This window comes from Microbacterium sp. LWH12-1.2 (genome assembly GCF_040675825.1).
In the GTDB taxonomy this organism is placed as follows: domain Bacteria; phylum Actinomycetota; class Actinomycetes; order Actinomycetales; family Microbacteriaceae; genus Microbacterium.
In genome coordinates this window covers 1,206,511-1,223,534 of record NZ_JBEGIJ010000001.1, presented here as the reverse complement: position 1 = coordinate 1,223,534, position 17,024 = coordinate 1,206,511, and the positions used below count along the sequence as shown (strand labels likewise).

The window sequence follows — 17,024 nt, the reverse complement described above, 5'->3', positions numbered from 1 at the left end:
TTCATCCTGCCAGTTGCGGCACAGCGACGCGCCGACGTCGCGCTGCTACCCGATCGACGGTGAACCCGATCAGGAGCGCGAGAACGACACCGATGGCAGCGCTGAGGAGAGGTTGATCCTTGACCCAGGAACCTGCGAAGAGGCCGATCCCGACGCTGAAAATGCTCCAGCTCGCGCCTGCGAGAAGACTCAGGGGGATGAAGCGCCGCCACGCGAAGTCCAACGCCCCGGCCGACATGTTCACGGCGACGCGTCCCACCGGGATGTAGCGGGCGCCGAGGATCAGAGTGGCGCTGCGATCGTCGAGCGCACGTTGCGCGTGGACGAATGCAGCGGCGACGCGGGGGCGCCGCATCCATGCGAATCGCCGGGTGCCCAGTCGGCGTCCGATCGCGTAGGCGATGTTGTCGCCGATCGCTGCGCCGACAGCGGCGACGGCGCAGAGGAGTGCGATGTTGACGCCGCCGCTGGACGCTCCGACGGCAGCGGCAGCGACCAGCACCGTCTCACTCGGAATCGGCGGGAAGAAGCCGTCGATGATCGCCACCACGAGCATGATCAGGTAGAGCCAGGGTGAGGTGACGGTCTGCATGATGAGCTCGTTGATAACATCCACCCGAGAAGATTAGGAAGCAGGTGGCGGATGCGGCATCCCTCCGCGGTATCGTCCGTGTCAGCCTCCGGAGGTATATCCGCCGAGTCGATCACCGAGCTCGGGACGGTTCGTGTGCGGGGTCTGCTCGTCGACGAGCAGACCCGATGTGCGCACTATCACAGCGAGCTCGACGTGATCGCTCTGCTCTTCCACTGCTGCGAGGAGTGGTTTCCGTGTCATCTGTGCCATGAGGCGATCGCCGATCATCCTTCACGACCATGGCCGGCGACCGCTCGGACCACGGAAGCCGTGGTCTGCGGCGTGTGCTGCTCCCGCCTCCGCATCGAGGATTATCTGCGCGTCGATGAGTGCCCGACCTGCGACGCGGAATTCAACCCCGGTTGTCGTCTGCACCGGTCGCTCTACTTCGACTGAACGCCCAGCCAGCGCAATCTATACTGAGAGGCTGGCCCTTCGGCCGCATCCTCCCTGACGAACGGACAACCTGCTGTGCTTGCCGTGCACGACCTCGAGATTCGCGTGGGCGCCCGCCTCCTCATGGAGCACGTCTCGTTCCGTGTCGGCGACGGCGACAAGATCGGCCTCGTCGGCCGCAACGGCGCGGGCAAGACCACGCTGACCAAAGTGCTCGCCGGCGATGTGCTGCCCTCAGGAGGCCGCGTCGACCGTTCCGGTGAGCTCGGCTACCTGCCGCAGGATCCGCGTTCCGGCAACCCGGAAGACCTCGCGCGCACGCGCATCCTCGACGCCCGCGGTCTCGGACAACTGAACCTCGGCATGACCGAGGCAGCGTCCGCGATGGGCTCGGATGACCCCGAGGTGGCCGCGAAGGCGATGAAGCGGTACGCGCGTCTGACCGAGCAGTTCGAGGCGCAGGGCGGCTACGCGGCAGAGGCTGAGGCGGCATCCATCGCCAACAACCTCTCGCTGCCGGACCGCATCCTCGACCAGCCGCTCTCCACGCTGTCGGGCGGTCAGCGTCGACGCATCGAGCTGGCCCGCATTCTCTTCTCCGACGCCGAGACGATGATTCTCGATGAGCCGACGAACCACCTCGACGCCGACAGCGTCGTGTGGCTGCGCGAGTTCCTCAAGGGATACAAGGGCGGACTGATCGTGATCAGTCACGATGTGGAGCTGGTGGGGGAGACCGTCAACCGGGTGTTCTACCTCGACGCGAACCGCCAGAGCATCGACACGTACAACATGAACTGGAAGAACTACCTGCGCCAGCGGGTGGCCGACGAGGAACGCCGCAAGAAGGAGCGCGCGAACGCCGAGAAGAAGGCGACCACGCTGCAGCAGCAGGCCGCCCGCTTCGGGGCGAAGGCCTCGAAGGCGGCCGCAGCGCACCAGATGGTGGCACGCGCCGAGAAGCTCCTCGCCGGCCTCGATGAGGTTCGTCAGGTCGACCGGGTCGCGAAGCTCCGCTTCCCGAAGCCCGCGCCCTGCGGCAAGACGCCGATGATGGCAACCGGCCTCTCGAAGTCGTACGGTTCGCTGGAGATCTTCACCGACGTCGACCTCGCGATCGACCGCGGCTCCAAGGTCGTCGTACTGGGCCTCAACGGCGCCGGCAAGACCACCCTGCTGCGCATGCTCGCGGGCGTCGACCAGCCGGACACCGGACAGCTCGAGCCCGGGCACGGCCTGAAGGTCGGCTATTACGCCCAGGAGCACGAGAACCTCGACGTGTCGCGGTCGGTACTCCAGAACATGGTGTCCGCTGCTCCGCACATCACGGAGACCGAGGCGCGACGAGTGCTCGGATCGTTCCTGTTCACCGGCGACGATGTTCTCAAGCCCGCCGGCGTGCTCTCCGGTGGCGAGAAGACCCGTCTGTCGCTGGCGACGCTGGTCGTGTCATCCGCGAACCTGCTGCTGCTCGACGAGCCGACGAACAACCTCGACCCGGCGTCGCGTGAAGAGATCCTGGATGCGCTCGCGCACTATGAGGGCGCCGTCGTGCTCGTCTCGCACGACCCGGGCGCGGTGCAGTCCCTGAACCCCGAGCGCGTGCTCATCCTGCCCGACGGTGTCGAGGACATCTGGAGCCAGGAATACCAGGACCTCATCGAGCTCGCGTAGCCCGCAGTTAGCCCCTCGTCGGGCGACCCTCCCTCCTTCAAGTCCTGGCAGACTCGGAAGCGAGCGAAGGAGAGCAGCGATGAACGCGTATCAGGTGGTCGAGATCGGCGCCCTCGATGAATGGCGAGGTCACTTCGGGGGGTTCGATGAGGCGCGATCGCGCGACGGCCGGAGGGTCGTCGATCATGAACTGACGATGCAGTACATCGGGATGACCGCGAACGCGCTCGCACCGGGGGAGCAGGCCGGCTACTGGCACACGCACTCGCGCGTCGAAGAACTGTACGTCTTCCTCGGCGGGCGCGGACAGATGGGTCTGGATGACGACGTCGTCGAGGTCGGCCCCGGCACGGTCATCCGCGTGGGCCAGGGCGCATGGCGCACCTGGCGGGCATTGCCCGAGAGCCCAGAAGAGCTGCGCTGGCTCTGCATCCGCGCCGGCGGTGAGGAGCTGCCGCACATGCCGAACGACGGCACGCGCAACCCCGAGCGGGAAATGCCCTGGTGACGTCACCCTCTGAGCTGCCGTAGTTCTCGGGGGACATCGCGCTCGTGGGACGAGGTCAGTGGACCCCGGCGTCCAGAAGCTCGTCTTCGGTGTCGGCGTCGTGGTCGCGGCGGCGGGGATGCTTCGCAGGCGCCGGAGCCCCCTCGAGATCCTCGCGGTGCTTCACGATCTCGGTGCGGATGATGTAGCCGATGAAGACGAAGCCCATCAGCGCGAACAGGATCCACTGGATGGCGTAGGAGAGGTGAGGGCCGGGGTCGTCGGTGGGGGAGTCGAACCCGCTGGGCGCCACTTCCGGCGCCGGGTCCTCACTGACCAGCTGGCCATACGCCTCGGTGATGACGTCCCCGTCGACGAGTTTCGCCACCGTCGGCAGGTGGATCGTCGGTACCTGCCCCGTCGGCGCGCCTCGGCCCGATGCGGGAAGCGGCTCGCCCGGCCGCAACCGCACGATCACTTCGACCTCGCCCGATGGCGGAGCCGGCACAGTGTCTGGCGCCTCACCATCGCCCGGCGGAACCCAGCCACGATCCACGATGAACACGCGTCCATCCGCATCCCGGAACGGAACCAGCACTTCGAAGGCGCTCGTGCCGCCGTGCGGGCGATTGCGGACCAGTAGCTGGTCCTCGGCGAGGTACTCGCCGCTCAGGATCACCGGATGCCATTGGTCCTCGGGGTCCAGTACGCCGTCGTCGCCGATCAGCTGGGCGAGGGGCACCGGTGAGGCATCGTAGTTCCGCTCGACGAGTTCGATCTGCTCCTCGCGCGACTCATTGCGGTCGAACTGCCAGTTCGAGAGGAACGCGCACCCGACCGCGAAGCCGATCGCGATGAGGACATAGACACCCCAGCGCAGAATCCGTTCCCTCATGCGGGCACACCGTCGCGGACTGTCACCGGGAAGTCCCGAGCGGCCAGGTAGTCGCGCAGGAACGTGACGTGCTCATCGCAGGCGAGCCAGATCTTCTCCCGATCGGCGGCGTGGATGCGCGGATTGCGCCACACCACCTGGTGGGTCGCGGCGACCCGGCAGCCCGCTCGAGAGCACTCCGGCGCGGTCATGGCCGATCCGGTCATGGCCGATCCTCGCGGGTCTCGTGGATCGTCACGATCTGAGGGTCCGCCGGCGGGACGGTCGGCTCGGGCGCCGCGCTCTCCAGTTGCTGCACTGGTGACTCGGCGCGCGTCTCGGTGCTGTCGCTGCCCGCATTGGCGAACACGACGGCGATGTAGGGCAGTACAGCCGCAGCGATCGCGAAGACCCACGTGTACCAGCCATAGGGCTGCACCAGCACCATCAGTGCGAAACAGGCGATCCGGATCGACATCGTGAGCGCATAGCGGCGGACACGATGAGCGACCTCATCCTGCGGCGACAGCGGCAGGGAGGTGACAGCAGGGGCGTGTCGTTCGGCCTTCACGATGACTCCAGCCTACGCCGATGCGAGCGGCGTGGACTGCTACGAGTTGAGGATGAACGGCAGGCTGAACGCACCGAAGAAGATGAGGCTGAGCAGTGACATCACAATCGACAGAACCAGGAAGGCGATGACCACGTAGCCGAGAATGAGGCCGGCGAACGCCAGGCCGCGCCCACCGAGCCCTGGGTTCTTCTTGGTCTGGCCGAGTGCCATGTGTCCTGTGATCACAGCTACCACCGAGGCGAGCATCGGAATGAACAGCCAGCTCAGCAGGAGCCCGGCCAGGCCGCACACCAGTGACGTGATCGCGAGTCCGCTGGTCGGCCGAGCGGGCGCGTAGGTCGCAGGCATCGGAGTGCCGTACACCGGGTAGCCGCCGGGCTGTGCGGGCGGGCCCGGAACGCCATAGTTCTGCTGCTGGCCAGGGTACGCCTGCGGAGCGGCAGGGTAGGAGGGTGCTGCGCCCGAATACGCCTGCGGGGCGGGAGGGTACGACGGTGCGGCACCGGGGTACGCCTGCGTCGGTGCCGCAGGATACGCCTGCGGAGGTTGTGCCGGCTGTGCGACCGGGTAGACCGGAGCGGCGGCAGGCGCCGGGGCGGGCCACACGGGAGCCGGAGCCGCCGGTGCGGCAGCGGGTGGCGTCAGGGACGGGTCCTCCGCGGGCGAAGTGGGGGTGCTGTTGTCGCTCACAGTGATGCCTTTCGTCCTGCACAGCGTTTCAGCCGTGGATGGATCTGTCAAACGTTTCGCGGGTGTCGGTCGCGGCATCCTCGATAGGATCGTTCTCGGCTCGGCCGCCCGGAAGCCGCCGCCAGATCAGGAGTGGAACATGAGTGCTCAGCGCGTCGTCCTCGTCACCGGAGGCAACCGCGGCATCGGCCGGGCGATCGCCGAGCGATTCGTCCGCGATGGATACCGCGTGGCGGTCACCGCACGCAGCGGCGAGGGCCCTGAGGGCACACTCACGGTGCGCGCAGACGTCACGGATGCTGCAGCTCTCGACGCCGCGTTCACCGAAGTGGAGCAGCAGCTCGGACCGGTCGAGATCGTCGTGGCGAACGCCGGCATCACGAAGGACACTCTGCTGCTGCGGATGAGCGAGGATGACTTCGACAGCGTCGTGGCGACGAACCTGGGCGGCACCTTCCGCGTCGTCAAGCGCGCATCCAAGGGCATGCTCCGCGCCCGCTTCGGCCGGGTCATCCTGATCTCCAGTGTCGTGGGGCTGTACGGCTCGGCCGGCCAGGTGAACTACTCCGCCTCGAAGAGCGCTCTCGTCGGCTTCGCACGTTCACTGACGCGCGAGCTCGGCGGTCGAGGCATTACGGCGAACGTCGTCGCTCCGGGATTCATCGAGACCGACATGACGGCAGAGCTCCCCGAGGAGACACAGAAGCAGTACAAGGCCAACATCCCCGCCGGTCGCTTCGCGACGCCCGACGAGGTCGCCGGCGTCGTCACCTGGCTCGCCGGCGACGACGCAGGCTACATCTCGGGTGCGGTCATCCCGGTTGACGGCGGCCTCGGAATGGGCCACTGACCGCAGGCCTGGCTGTGACCAGCGGGCGAGCGGCCGCGCTCAGGCGGTCAATGCCGCGTTGATCAGCTCGGCGAGACGCTCCGGGGCCGAGAACTGCGGCCAGTGCCCGGAGTCGATCCGTACGACCTCCACGCTCTCGATCGCCCGGAACTCCTCGCCGTACGGACCCCAGTTGTCGAGTTCCGACTCCAGCGTCTCCTGATCGAGGCTGCCCATGAGCAGCGTCGCCGGTACTCCGAACCGCGCCCGGTTTCCGAGCACGATCGGATCGGTGGGCACGCGTGCCGGCACGCTTCCGGTGAGTGGCACGGTTCGTGCGCGAGTCGGTTCGTCGAGGTCCTCGACGTCCTCGTCGGGGAAGAAGTCCCAGCCCGGGAACGGGATGACGCCATCGACCACCTCGAACTCGCTGATCCCCACGCCGGCGGGCGGCGGCACCGTGTCGACGAAGATGACTCTCACGACACGCTCGGGCCGCGCATCCACAGCGCCCCAGGCGACGTTGCCGCCGCCACTGTGGCCGACGACGACGACCGGTCCGGAGACGGCGTCGATCGCGCTGACAGCCGCCGAGATCCAATCGGCGATGCCGATGTCACTCGACGCAGCCGCGCCAGCGCCGACACCCGGCATCGTGAGCGCATGCACACGGTGACCCGCACGCTCGAGATCGGGGATGACGTCGTTCCAGCTGGATGCATCGAGCCAGAGGCCGGGGATGAGGATGAGATTCATGGCCCCGACCATACCCGTCACATCAGACGTTGCTCCGACTCCGTCCGGCGCGACCTCGCCTCCGCATGGTCAGGGCCAGGCCACCGGCGGCGAGCAGCAGGACGCCGCCGATCAACAGGCCGACCGGCGCGTCGCCACCCGTCGTCGCAAGCCCGTCCCCGGGGCGGGGCGTCGGCGTCGTCGGCGTTTCGCCGCCCCCGGACTTCGGCGTCGTCGCCGACGCGATCGGGCTCGGGGACGACTCGCGACCCTGAACGTCGATCGCGGTCACGTAGTAGCCGTAGGTCGTCCCCGCCGTGAGCCCGGAGTCTCGGAAGGAGGTGCCTTCGGCCACGCTCGTGACGGCCGCGCCGTCCCGGTAGATCCGGTAGCCGATCACGGTCGCGCCGTTCGTCGCCGCCGAGAAGAGCGCGCCGCCGGTCGCTGTCCAGGACACCTCGACGGAGTCGGGCGCGAGCGCCGTCGCCGTCACATCGGCAGGAGGTGCAGGAGGCGTCTCGGAACGGGGGAGACCGACGCCGGTCGGCGACCACCAGTTGCCGGAGACGACGATCATCGAGAGCATCCGGATGCTGTCACCGAAGTAGGTCGTCACGGGATCGGCCGTGTTGACCTGCCAGAGGCTGTCCAGCCACGCCTGGTCGCCGCCGTCGAGCATCGCGCTCACCGTGAACGGCGAGGCGAACGCGAGGTCGAAGCCGTCCTCGATGGGTGCGCCGTCGAGGAGGTATCCCTGGTCGATCGTCGTCGGGTCGCCGCCGGTCGACGACGCGATCCACGCGTTCATCGCGGCGAGCTGCTCCTTGGTGCGGTCGTCGCCCGTGAGGAGGTAGTCCGTTCCGAGACGCCACGGTACGCGGCTCGCGTTCCAGTTGTATGCGCCGTCGAACTCGCTCTCGAGGAACTCGGGATCAGCGGGCCGGTAGCCGTCGCCGTCCTTGAAGGCGAAGTCCGGCAGCAGGCCCGTCGTCGGGCTGTGGTCCGTGAACAGCTGACTCGAGACGGCGTGCGTCTTGTCTGCGATGGTCGTCCAGCGCTCGTTCCCGCTCGCGGCCGCGAAGTCCTTGAAGTGCTGGATCATGAAGTCCGATGTGCGGGTACCGCGGCCGTACACCGCTTCGTCCTTCGTCCAGTCGCCCAGGAGGACGACGTTCTCGCTCGGGTGGATCGCGCTGTTCAGGATGGCGTCGATGATGCGCTGGGCGTCGCCCAGATAGTCGAACTCGCCGCCGCTGCCCCATTGCTGGTCGGCCATGAGGAGGGCATAGGCCATGTCCAGGTCGCCGTCGGTAGCGGCGTCGTCACCGAACCAGCCCCAATCCGGGTTCTCCGGATCGAACGTGAGCGTGTTGACGATCGCGGTGCCGTCGTCGCGCTGCTGCCAGGCCATGAGGTTCGGATCCATGCTGCTGGGGTGCGCCTTGGAGAACCGCAGCAGGCTGTCGAAGTACTTCTTGGCATCAGGGTCGTGTCCGGCCATGATCGCGGTGATCAGCATGCCGTAGCCGTTCGACTCGGACGTGGTCACCGCATCCGGCGTCTCCTCACCCGCTTCACCGTTGCCGTTGTAGTAGACGTAGTACTCGTCATCCTCGTACGGGTTCTGTGTCAGGTACGCATCCTTCCAGGCGTCGTAGAGGCCTGCGACGGTGGCGTCGAGCTCGGCCTGGGAGGCGCTCGGCTTCAGCGTGCCCGCCGCGTACTCCGTGTGCTGACCGAACGGTCGCTGCGGGTCCGAGGTCGTCGGATTCTGCGGCGTCGACGCCTGACGGGGCGTGGCCTTCTCGGACTCGTTTCCTGCGGCATCGTAGGCACTCACCGTGTACTCGTAGGTCGTTCCGGGAGTCAGACCCTTGTCGGCGAAGGTGGTTGTGGTGGTGCGAGCGATCAGCTCGCCGTCACGGAACACCTTGTATCCGGTCACGCCGACGGCGTCCGTCGACGGCAGCCAGCTCAGGTCGATCTGGAACTGCGACGGGATCCGAATGCTGAGGCCGACTGGCGCCGTCGGCGCCTTCTCGTCGTCGCCCGCGCGGGGCGGGACCACGGCCACCGGAGCCGAGTTGTCCTTCGTGCCGACCGCCTTGATGACGAACTCGTAGCGCACGGTCGGGTCATCGGACAACGGCTGCGCGAAGGTGTACTCGGTACGGCCGGGCTCCGCGGGGATATACGCGCTCCAGTTGGTGCCGACCTTGTCGTCCTTCTCGTAGATGCGGTAGCCGCGCACCGGCTCCTCCGATGCGGCGGGCGCCTTCCATGCGAAGTTCGCCTTGCCGTCGGCAATCGTGAGGCTCGCATCGCGGACAGGGTCCGGCGTGCCGTCGGTGCGGGTGATGGCGTATTCGTCGAAGAGACGCACTCCGTTGTCGCCCGCTGACTCATCGGACTTCGCGGCCGTGTAGGCCTTGAACGAGAGGGTGTCGTCGGTGACCGAGAAGTCGACGAACATCTTCTTCTCAGGCTGCTCATTGATCGCGGCGAATGACGTGTCGCAACCCTCGGGCGTCTCGTAGAACTTGTTGCCGAGCGCGTTCGGCATCAAGTACAGGATGCCGTTGGGATCGGTGACGTCGTACTGGACGACGATGTTGCCGTTCTCGTCGGTGATGGTGTCGACAGGCTTTCCGTCGAGCATCTGGTGAGAGCGCATGTACATGTGGTCGTGTGCTTCGAAGACGACGTCGACGCCGGTCTCCTGGAACACCGGGACGAGCACCTTCTCGTAGAAGGCCACGCGGTCGGCCTCCCAGTTGCAGACGTTCTCGCCGGCGGAGTACACGCCCTTGTGGAGGGAGACGAACTTCCAGCGCGCATCCGTCTCAGCGACGGTGCGGCGCAGCCAGTCGAGCTGGTTGGCGAACTCCGTGTCGATCCGACCGATGTTGCCGTCGTCGTCGAGGAAGCCGCCGTACTGGGAGTTGAACTGCATGAAGAGCGAGTTGCCGTATTCGAAGGAGTAGACGGAGCCGTCATGGGCGCCGGTGCCGGAGTCCTTCGGCGTGTTGAAGTGGTTGTAGAAGTTGTTGTTGGGCAGGGTGCCGGAGTCCTCGACCTCATGTCCGCCGAGCACGGGGACGTAGGGCACGTGAGCGAGCTGGTCGGCTGCGCTGTCGAGCATCCACTGCCACTGCTCTTCGAGGTCGCCGTTGTCGACGAGGTCGCCGTTCACGAGGATGAACTTCGGGTCGTCGATCGTGTCGATCGCCTTGACGAAGGTGTCTTTCCACTCGAGGAAGTTCGACAGGTCGGACGCCTGGGAGTCGGCGCTGAAGATGAAGTGGAAGGGCTCTTCCTTGGCCGTGTCCGTGGTGAAGGTGCCGATCTTTCCCCAGCCGTTCGCGCTGCCGTCGCCGACACGGTAGACGTATTTCGTTCCGGGGGTGAGGTCTTCGGCGGTCACGCGGTGGCTCGAGAACTTCGTGGTGCGGCGAGCCTCGCGGTCGTCGGCGGTCACGAACGTGTCGATGACCTCGGACGTGCCGTCGAACTCGATCACCCCGTCGGTCGGGAAGCCCTCACCGTGCTGGTTGTCGGCCGGTGCGAGCTGCACCTTCGTGTCGGTGACCTGCGGAGGTGTGTACCAGGCGAACCCCATAGTGGTACGCGGGTCGCCGTTGATGTTCATCGAGAAGGTGCTGGGGGTCTTGACCACGGTACTGAAGCTCCAGCTGATGTCCTGTGCGGGGGTGACGCCATCGGTGGCGGCGACCGCAGACGCTGCGACCGAGACCGTGTAGCGATGCCCGAATCCGAATGCGTCGTGCGCAATGCGCAGCGTGTCGTCTTCGACGGTGGCGACGACGCCGTCGGCGGCTGCGCCCGTCTCGTCCACGATCCGGATGCCGGCCGCGTCGATGATCTTGATCTTCTTGTTGAATCGCACCTCGACCGGGACGTCACGGGCGATGGTGGCAGAGCCGTCCGCCGGTGTGGAGAGCACATCGAAGGTGGGCATCACCGTCGGTGTGCCGTCGACGCGATCGCCGGTGATGCGGATGTTCCGAATGAAGCTGTCTCCGTATCCGCCGACCGTCTCGTTATCCGTGGTGTTGGAGGGTGAGTTCGATGTCATGATCCAGCGGACGTAGAGCGTCTGCGCGCCCGAGGCCGCAGCAGGGAGTGCGACGTTCTTCACCAGGCAGGTGTCTTCCGGGCAGGCGAAGGTGTGGGTTGCGGTCTTGATGGTCGTGCCGGGGACCTCGGTCCAGGTCTTGCGGTCGGTGCTCATCTCGACGACGAAGTCTCGCGGTCCTGATCCGGAGGCGCTGTGCTCCGAGGCGACGGCGATGTTCTCGAATCCGGTCGTGGAGAGCGCGGCGAGCCAGTACTTGGTGCGCATGCCACCGCTCCAACCCTGGGCGGAGATCGCGTTGCCCCGGTCGGCGTGGAAGCCGTACTCGCCGTTCGTTCCCACGCTGGTCAGCGCGGAGTGATCGGCATAGGCCCCGTCGGTCGCCCAGAAGACGCCCTTGTCGTCGTCATCGTCGAAGACCCACTCGGCGACGGAGTCCTTCTGCACAGCGGCTGTGCTGAAGGACCAGGTGATGTCGGCGGTCGGAGCGATCTGATCGTCCGTTCCGGCGATGGCCGTCTTCGGGATGGTGACCGTGTACGTGCGGCCGGGGGCGAATGCGTCGTGCTGTACGGTGACGGTCGATCCGTCTGCGGTGAGGTCGACACCGCTCACCGTTGCGCCCTCGCCGTCGACGATCGACGCCGTGGCTCCCTGCTGCACGGCTACGGACTTGTTGAACTTCACCGAGACGGGAGCATCAGCAGGGACGGTCTCGGCATTCTGCAGGGGGCTGAGTGTGATGGCCGTCGTGGGCTTCTCCACCGGGTCGCCCGTGGGGATGCCGGATACCGAGACGTCTCTGATCCGGCTGGAGCCGGTCGCGCCGACGGTCTCGCCGCTCACGCTCGTCGTGGAGGTGGTGACCCAGCGGATCGCGACCTCGTCTTTGTCGGCGGCGGAAGCGGGCAGGGGGAGTGACGACGTGGTCCCCGTTGCGAAGTCGCCGCTGACGGCGAGAGTGCCACCGGCGACGTCTTGCCACGTCAGCTGACCGTCGGTGCTCACCTGTACGGCGAAGTCGCGAGGACCGGAGCCGCTGGAGCGCTGTTGGGAGCTGACGGTGAGGTCCGTGTAGCCGCGAGTGGAGAGGAGGACCAGCCAGGACTTGCTTCCGGCGCCATCGTTCCACCCCTGGTAGCGGACGGATCCCTCCGCCTCATCGTGGGTATACGCGGTGAGCGGGTCGGTGGTGACCGGTCGCAGGCTCGCCGAGGGCTCGGTGCCGCCGGTCGCACTGAACACGTTGGCGCCGACGCTGGAGTCGACGACGACGGGAGCGGTGGTGAACTGCCACTGCGCCACGTGTTCGGGCACGGCGGCCTGGGCGGCCGGAACGGTGAAAGCCGCGACCATCAGAGCGGTCGCAGCGGCCGCGATGGCCCTGACGAGCGGGCGTGCACGATTCGCGGTCAGCGTCGGGTGCGGAGACGTCATCGAGAGTCCTTCATGTTCTGGCCGTCTGACACGACCGCTCAAGCGAATGCGGAGATCGTTTGAAAACATGATTTACGATCTGCTCGAATGCTATCCACACGACACGAGGCGGGTCAATGCGCAGGAGCGGGTCTTCCGGAGAATTCACCCGATTGCGCGTCGCGCGCACCGGATGTTCATCACCTGTGGTCGAGAGACCCGGAAGGGGCCCCATCGTGACGGACGTCTCCGGGAGCTCGGTTCGGCGGGAGCCGGTTCTCGGGGCCCGCGACTGAAGGGGCTAGGGGAGCAGTGGGATGACTTCGGAAAGATCCTGGTCGCGGATGACCAGACTGGCCGCGGCGCGGACTGCGGGCTTCGCATTGAAGGCGATTCCGAGGCCGGCGACCGTCATCATCTGAAGGTCGTTCGCGCCGTCGCCGATCGCCAGCGTGGCGTGCGGGGCGACGCCGAGTTCGGCAGCCCATTCCTGCAGAGAAGCGGCCTTCGCCGCAGCATCCACGATCTCGCCGTCGACCGCCCCGGTGAGCACGCCGTCGACGACGTCCAGCCGGTTGGCGCGCCAGCGATCCACTCCGAGCGACGGCGCCACGTGATCGAGGATCTCGTGGAATCCGCCGGAGACGACACCGACGACGCCGCCGCGCTTATGGACGGCTGCGGTCAGTTCACGCACACCTGGAGTGGGTTCGATGCGTGCCAGGACACGTGCGAACGCCTCCACGGGGACTCCGGCGAGTGCCGCGACGCGCGACCTCAGGCTCTCCGCGAAGTCGACCTCACCGCGCATCGCCGCCTCGGTCGCCGCCTGCACCTCTGCGCCGCGACCTGCTTCGTCGGCGAGCAATTCGATCACCTCGTTGCGGATGAGGGTGGAATCGGCATCGAGGACGACGAGGAAGCGCGCGGAGGTCACCCGATCGAGCGTAGTGCCAACACGGCCCGACTCAGCGTTCGATGAAGACGCCCTTGCCGACCACCGTGATCCCGGAATCGGTGACCGTGAAACCGCGCGCAAGGTCGCGTTCGCGATCGACGCCGACCGTGGCGCCGTCGGCCAGCACGACGTTCTTGTCGAGGATCGCTCGGTGCACCCGCGCCCCCGAGCCGACCTGGACGTGGTCGAACACCACGGAGTCCGTGATCGTCGAGCCGCCGGCCGCGAGCGTCCAAGGACCCACAACGCTGCGTTCCAGATGCGTTCCGGAGAGCACAGATCCCAAAGACACGATGGAATCGATCGCGTTACCGATCCGCCCGACGGAGTCGCGCACGAACTTCGCTGGCGGTGAATTGACGGCCTGCGAGTGGATCGGCCAGTCCATGTTGTACAGGTTGAAGATCGGCAGCGCCGAGATGAGGTCCATGTGGGCATCGAAGAACGAGTCGATCGTACCGACATCGCGCCAGTAGGAGCGGTCGCGCGGCGAGGACCCAGGAACGTCGTTCTGCTTCATGTCGTAGAAGCCGGCTTCGCCGCGATCCACGAAGTAGGGGACGATGTCGCCGCCCATGTCGTGTCCGGAAGTCGGTGATTCGCCGTCGACTTCGACCGCCTCGATGAGGGCGTCGGCATCGAAGATGTAGTTACCCATCGACGCCAGCACCTCGTGCGGCGAATCCGGAAGACCAACGGCATCGGAGGGCTTCTCCAGGAACCGCTTGATGCGCCCGGCATCCTCGGGATCCGTGTCGATCACGCCGAATTGGTTGGCCATGGCGAGAGGCTGGCGGATGCCGGCGACCGTCGCCTTCGCGCCCGATTCGATGTGCGCATCCAGCATCTGCTGGAAGTCCATCCGGTACACGTGATCGGCACCGATCACGACGACGATGTCGGGCTTCTCGTCGCTGATGAGGTTGAGGCTCTGCAGAATCGCATCGGCGGAACCGGAGAACCAGCGTTTGCCCAGTCGTTGCTGAGCCGGAACGGAAGTCACATACGAATCCAGCAGGGCCGACATCCGCCACGTCTGCGAGATGTGTCGGTCGAGGCTGTGGGATTTGTACTGCGTCAGGACGACGATCTGACGTAGCCCGGAATTGATCAGGTTCGAGATCGCGAAATCGATCAATCGGTACTGTCCGCCGAACGGCACTGCCGGCTTGGCGCGATCGGCCGTGAGTGGCATGAGGCGCTTGCCCTCGCCGCCGGCGAGGATGATCCCGAAGACCTTCTTTGGAGCGGACATGGCTCCACCCTAGAGGGCAAAACCCGTCGTGTACTAGCGTTCGATCATGCGAGTTGAGATGATCACCAAGGAGTATCCGCCTGCGATCTATGGCGGTGCCGGCGTGCATGTCGCGGAGCTCGTTGCCGCGCTTCGAGAGAGCATCGATGTGCGTGTTCGCGCCTTCGGTGAAAAGCGCGACGAAGCCGACACCTATGCGTATGGCACGCCGACGGAACTGGCCGACACGAATGCGGCTCTGCAGACTCTGGGCACCGATCTGGAGATCGTGGCGGCCATCGAGCACGCGGATGTCGTGCACAGCCACACCTGGTACGCGAACTTCGCCGGTCACCTCGCCTCCCAGCTGCACGGCATTCCTCACGTGTTGACCGCTCACAGCCTGGAGCCGCTCCGCCCCTGGAAGGCGGAGCAACTCGGTGGCGGTTACGCCGTGTCCAGCGGCATCGAGAAGCTGGCATACGAGAACGCTGCGGCCGTCATCGCCGTGAGCGCCGGGATGCGGGCAGACATCCTGCGCAGCTACCCGAATGTCGACCCGGCGAGGGTGCGGGTGATCCACAACGGCATCGACGTCGAGCGTTGGCACCCCGTGCACGACACCGACTTCCTGAAGAGCGTCGGCATGGATCCGGATCGGCCTTCGGTCGTCTTCGTCGGACGCATCACCAGGCAGAAAGGTCTTCCGTATCTGCTGCAGGCGGCTCGACGGCTGCCGCCGGAGGTTCAGCTCGTCCTGTGCGCCGGGGCGCCGGACACACCGGAGATCATGGCCGAGGTGCAGGAGGGCGTCCGACTGCTCCAGGAGACTCGCGACGGCGTGATCTGGATCGAGAAGATGCTTCCGCGGGAGCAGCTCTCCGCCATCCTCACGGCGGCGACCACGTTCGTCTGCCCGTCCGTCTACGAGCCGCTGGGCATCGTCAATCTCGAGGCGATGGCGTGCGGGGCAGCCGTCGTCGGCACGGCGACGGGCGGCATCCCCGAGGTCGTCGCAGACGGAATCACCGGTCGCCTGGTGCCAATCGAGCAGGTGCAGGACGGCACCGGCACTCCGGTCGATCCGGAGCGTTATGTCGCGGACCTCGCGGCGGTGCTCACCGAAGTGGTCTCGGATTCGGAGCGGGCGAAGGCGTATGGGGAGGCCGGGCGCGAGCGCGCTCGAACGGACTTCAGCTGGGCCGCGATCGCCGACACCACGCGCGCGCTCTACGCGGAGCTCACCTCCTGAGCCGATAGGCTGGCGGTATGCCGATCGCTCTGGACCTCACCGACGTCGTCGTGCGCCGCGAGGGGCGCAACATCATCGATCACGTGACCTGGCAGGTCACCGATGATCAGCGATGGGTGATCCTCGGACCGAACGGGGCGGGCAAGACGACCCTGCTCCAGCTCGCCGACACGCTCATGCACCCGACCTCCGGAACCGTCACGGTGCTGGGGGAGACCCTGGGCCGCACCGACGTGTTCGAGGTGCGTCCGCGCATCGGCTTCGCGTCATCCGCGATGGCCAAGCGGGTCCCGCGCGACGAGACAGTGCTGAACGCCGTGCTCACCGCCGCGTACTCGGTGCTTGGACGCTGGAACGAGAACTACGAGGACATCGATGAGCGCCGCGCACTGCGCGTTCTCGGCGACTGGCGTCTCGAGCACCTCGCCGACCGCACCTTCGGGACCCTGAGCGACGGCGAGCAGAAGCGCGTACAGATCGCGCGCGCGGTGATGACCGACCCCGAGCTCCTGCTCCTCGACGAGCCGACGGCGTCGCTCGACCTCGGTTCCCGGGAGGAGCTGCTCGCCCTGCTCAGCGGGTACGCGTCGTCTCCCACCACGCCTGCGATGCTCATGGTCACGCACCATGTCGAAGAGATCCCCGTCGGTTTCACACATGTGATGCTGCTGCGCGACGGTCAGGTCGTTTCGGCCGGTCCCGTCGCCGACACGCTCACCGCCGAAACGCTGACGGAGACCTTCGGCATGCCGATCACCCTCAGCAGCGAAGACGGTCGCTACGCCGCACGCGCGCAGTCCTGAGCTCGGGTTTCTGAGCTCGTCGAAGGACTGCTAGACTCGAACCTTGGTGCTCTCTGCACCGCAGACTTCCCGCGCCCTGGCACAATCCAGGGCACCAAGTAAGGAATCCCATGAAGACTGACATTCACCCCGACTACCAGGCTGTCGTGTTCCGCGACCTCGGTTCGGGCGAGACCTTCCTCACCCGCTCCACGGTGTCCAGCGACAAGACCATCGAACTCGAAGGCGTGGTCTACCCCGTCATCGACGTCGAGATCTCCTCGGCCTCGCACCCGTTCTACACGGGCAAGCAGCGCATCATGGACTCGGCCGGTCGCGTCGAGAAGTTCAACCAGCGCTTCAAGGGCTTCGGCGGCTCCAAGTAATCATTGC

At 66.5% G+C, this 17,024-nt stretch carries 17 protein-coding genes; 7 read left to right on the top strand and 10 right to left on the bottom strand.

Going from position 1 to position 17,024, the window contains the following annotated elements:
- Nucleotide 1: 1 nt before the first annotated feature.
- Entirely contained in the window at nt 2–616 is a 615-nt protein-coding gene (locus MRBLWH12_RS05830; RefSeq protein ID WP_363547103.1) for a DedA family protein, read from the bottom strand.
- 57 nt (nt 617–673) lie between these two features.
- On the bottom strand, nt 674–835 hold the full coding sequence (locus MRBLWH12_RS05825; RefSeq protein ID WP_363551405.1) for a hypothetical protein: 162 nt from the start codon (nt 833–835) through the stop codon (nt 674–676).
- Here MRBLWH12_RS05825 and MRBLWH12_RS05820 point away from each other — a divergent pair.
- The 3 genes from MRBLWH12_RS05820 to MRBLWH12_RS05810 all read left to right on the top strand — a co-directional run bounded on the left by MRBLWH12_RS05820 (nt 788) and on the right by MRBLWH12_RS05810 (nt 3,212).
- Nucleotides 788–1,030, top strand: a complete 243-nt coding sequence (locus tag MRBLWH12_RS05820; protein WP_363547100.1) for a hypothetical protein — start codon at nt 788–790, stop codon at nt 1,028–1,030. The genes MRBLWH12_RS05825 and MRBLWH12_RS05820 overlap by 48 nt on opposite strands.
- Before the next feature lie 75 nt (nt 1,031–1,105).
- Nucleotides 1,106–2,704 (top strand): ABC-F family ATP-binding cassette domain-containing protein, encoded by a 1,599-nt coding sequence (locus MRBLWH12_RS05815; RefSeq protein ID WP_363547097.1) that lies wholly within the window; start codon nt 1,106–1,108, stop codon nt 2,702–2,704.
- A 79-nt stretch (nt 2,705–2,783) separates the two neighbouring features.
- Nucleotides 2,784–3,212: a cupin domain-containing protein gene (locus tag MRBLWH12_RS05810; protein ID WP_341974544.1), complete on the top strand. Its 429-nt coding sequence runs from the start codon at nt 2,784–2,786 to the stop codon at nt 3,210–3,212.
- Nucleotides 3,213–3,267: 55 nt separating this feature from the next.
- Here MRBLWH12_RS05810 and MRBLWH12_RS05805 read toward each other — a convergent pair whose 3' ends face one another.
- The 4 genes from MRBLWH12_RS05805 to MRBLWH12_RS05790 are packed head-to-tail and all read right to left on the bottom strand — an operon-like array spanning nt 3,268 to nt 5,329.
- On the bottom strand, nt 3,268–4,086 hold the full coding sequence (locus MRBLWH12_RS05805) for an SURF1 family protein (protein ID WP_363547094.1): 819 nt from the start codon (nt 4,084–4,086) through the stop codon (nt 3,268–3,270).
- Nucleotides 4,083–4,292: a hypothetical protein gene (locus MRBLWH12_RS05800; RefSeq protein ID WP_414684936.1), complete on the bottom strand. Its 210-nt coding sequence runs from the start codon at nt 4,290–4,292 to the stop codon at nt 4,083–4,085. Before MRBLWH12_RS05800 ends, MRBLWH12_RS05805 begins: the two co-directional genes overlap by 4 nt.
- Nucleotides 4,289–4,636: a DUF3099 domain-containing protein gene (locus tag MRBLWH12_RS05795; RefSeq protein ID WP_363547091.1), complete on the bottom strand. Its 348-nt coding sequence runs from the start codon at nt 4,634–4,636 to the stop codon at nt 4,289–4,291. The genes MRBLWH12_RS05800 and MRBLWH12_RS05795 overlap by 4 nt, the downstream gene beginning before the upstream one ends.
- A gap of 39 nt (nt 4,637–4,675) precedes the next feature.
- Nucleotides 4,676–5,329 carry a DUF4190 domain-containing protein gene (locus MRBLWH12_RS05790; protein ID WP_363547088.1) on the bottom strand — a complete coding sequence of 218 codons (654 nt, stop codon included), beginning with the start codon at nt 5,327–5,329 and terminating at the stop codon, nt 4,676–4,678.
- A 139-nt stretch (nt 5,330–5,468) separates the two neighbouring features.
- On the opposite strand from MRBLWH12_RS05790, the gene MRBLWH12_RS05785 reads away from it, so the two are divergent.
- Nucleotides 5,469–6,179, top strand: a complete 711-nt coding sequence (locus MRBLWH12_RS05785; RefSeq protein WP_045280106.1) for a beta-ketoacyl-ACP reductase — start codon at nt 5,469–5,471, stop codon at nt 6,177–6,179.
- A 39-nt stretch (nt 6,180–6,218) separates the two neighbouring features.
- Here MRBLWH12_RS05785 and MRBLWH12_RS05780 read toward each other — a convergent pair whose 3' ends face one another.
- The 4 genes from MRBLWH12_RS05780 to glgC form a co-directional block, all read right to left on the bottom strand.
- Nucleotides 6,219–6,914, bottom strand: a complete 696-nt coding sequence (locus tag MRBLWH12_RS05780) for an alpha/beta fold hydrolase (RefSeq protein WP_363547084.1) — start codon at nt 6,912–6,914, stop codon at nt 6,219–6,221.
- Between the two features lie 22 nt (nt 6,915–6,936).
- Entirely contained in the window at nt 6,937–12,426 is a 5,490-nt protein-coding gene (locus MRBLWH12_RS05775; protein ID WP_363547081.1) for a glycosyl hydrolase family 8, read from the bottom strand.
- Nucleotides 12,427–12,706: 280 nt separating this feature from the next.
- Entirely contained in the window at nt 12,707–13,342 is a 636-nt protein-coding gene (gene serB, locus MRBLWH12_RS05770) for a phosphoserine phosphatase SerB (protein WP_363547078.1), read from the bottom strand.
- A gap of 31 nt (nt 13,343–13,373) precedes the next feature.
- A complete protein-coding gene (glgC, locus tag MRBLWH12_RS05765) occupies nt 13,374–14,618 on the bottom strand; it encodes a glucose-1-phosphate adenylyltransferase (RefSeq protein WP_363547076.1) in 1,245 nt (414 codons plus the stop codon).
- Nucleotides 14,619–14,664: 46 nt separating this feature from the next.
- Between glgC and glgA the strand changes: the two genes are divergently transcribed.
- The 3 genes from glgA (at nt 14,665) to MRBLWH12_RS05750 (ending at nt 17,017) form a co-directional block, all read left to right on the top strand.
- Complete coding sequence (glgA, locus tag MRBLWH12_RS05760; RefSeq protein WP_363547073.1) at nt 14,665–15,849, top strand: glycogen synthase; 1,185 nt, start codon at nt 14,665–14,667, stop codon at nt 15,847–15,849.
- 17 nt (nt 15,850–15,866) lie between these two features.
- Nucleotides 15,867–16,652 carry an ABC transporter ATP-binding protein gene (locus MRBLWH12_RS05755; protein WP_341974555.1) on the top strand — a complete coding sequence of 262 codons (786 nt, stop codon included), beginning with the start codon at nt 15,867–15,869 and terminating at the stop codon, nt 16,650–16,652.
- Between the two features lie 110 nt (nt 16,653–16,762).
- Nucleotides 16,763–17,017 carry a type B 50S ribosomal protein L31 gene (locus MRBLWH12_RS05750; RefSeq protein WP_341974556.1) on the top strand — a complete coding sequence of 85 codons (255 nt, stop codon included), beginning with the start codon at nt 16,763–16,765 and terminating at the stop codon, nt 17,015–17,017.
- Nucleotides 17,018–17,024: the final 7 nt, after the last annotated feature.

Coding starts and splice junctions, on each gene's coding strand:
- MRBLWH12_RS05825 (WP_363551405.1), bottom strand. CDS start 835: ATGACACGGAAACCACTCCTCGCAGCAGTGGAAGAGCAGAGCGATCAC.
- MRBLWH12_RS05810 (WP_341974544.1), top strand. CDS start 2,784: ATGAACGCGTATCAGGTGGTCGAGATCGGCGCCCTCGATGAATGGCGA.
- MRBLWH12_RS05805 (WP_363547094.1), bottom strand. CDS start 4,086: ATGAGGGAACGGATTCTGCGCTGGGGTGTCTATGTCCTCATCGCGATC.
- MRBLWH12_RS05800 (WP_414684936.1), bottom strand. CDS start 4,292: ATGACCGGATCGGCCATGACCGCGCCGGAGTGCTCTCGAGCGGGCTGC.
- MRBLWH12_RS05785 (WP_045280106.1), top strand. CDS start 5,469: ATGAGTGCTCAGCGCGTCGTCCTCGTCACCGGAGGCAACCGCGGCATC.
- MRBLWH12_RS05780 (WP_363547084.1), bottom strand. CDS start 6,914: ATGAATCTCATCCTCATCCCCGGCCTCTGGCTCGATGCATCCAGCTGG.
- MRBLWH12_RS05775 (WP_363547081.1), bottom strand. CDS start 12,426: ATGACGTCTCCGCACCCGACGCTGACCGCGAATCGTGCACGCCCGCTC.
- glgC (WP_363547076.1), bottom strand. CDS start 14,618: ATGTCCGCTCCAAAGAAGGTCTTCGGGATCATCCTCGCCGGCGGCGAG.
- glgA (WP_363547073.1), top strand. CDS start 14,665: ATGCGAGTTGAGATGATCACCAAGGAGTATCCGCCTGCGATCTATGGC.
- MRBLWH12_RS05755 (WP_341974555.1), top strand. CDS start 15,867: ATGCCGATCGCTCTGGACCTCACCGACGTCGTCGTGCGCCGCGAGGGG.
- MRBLWH12_RS05750 (WP_341974556.1), top strand. CDS start 16,763: ATGAAGACTGACATTCACCCCGACTACCAGGCTGTCGTGTTCCGCGAC.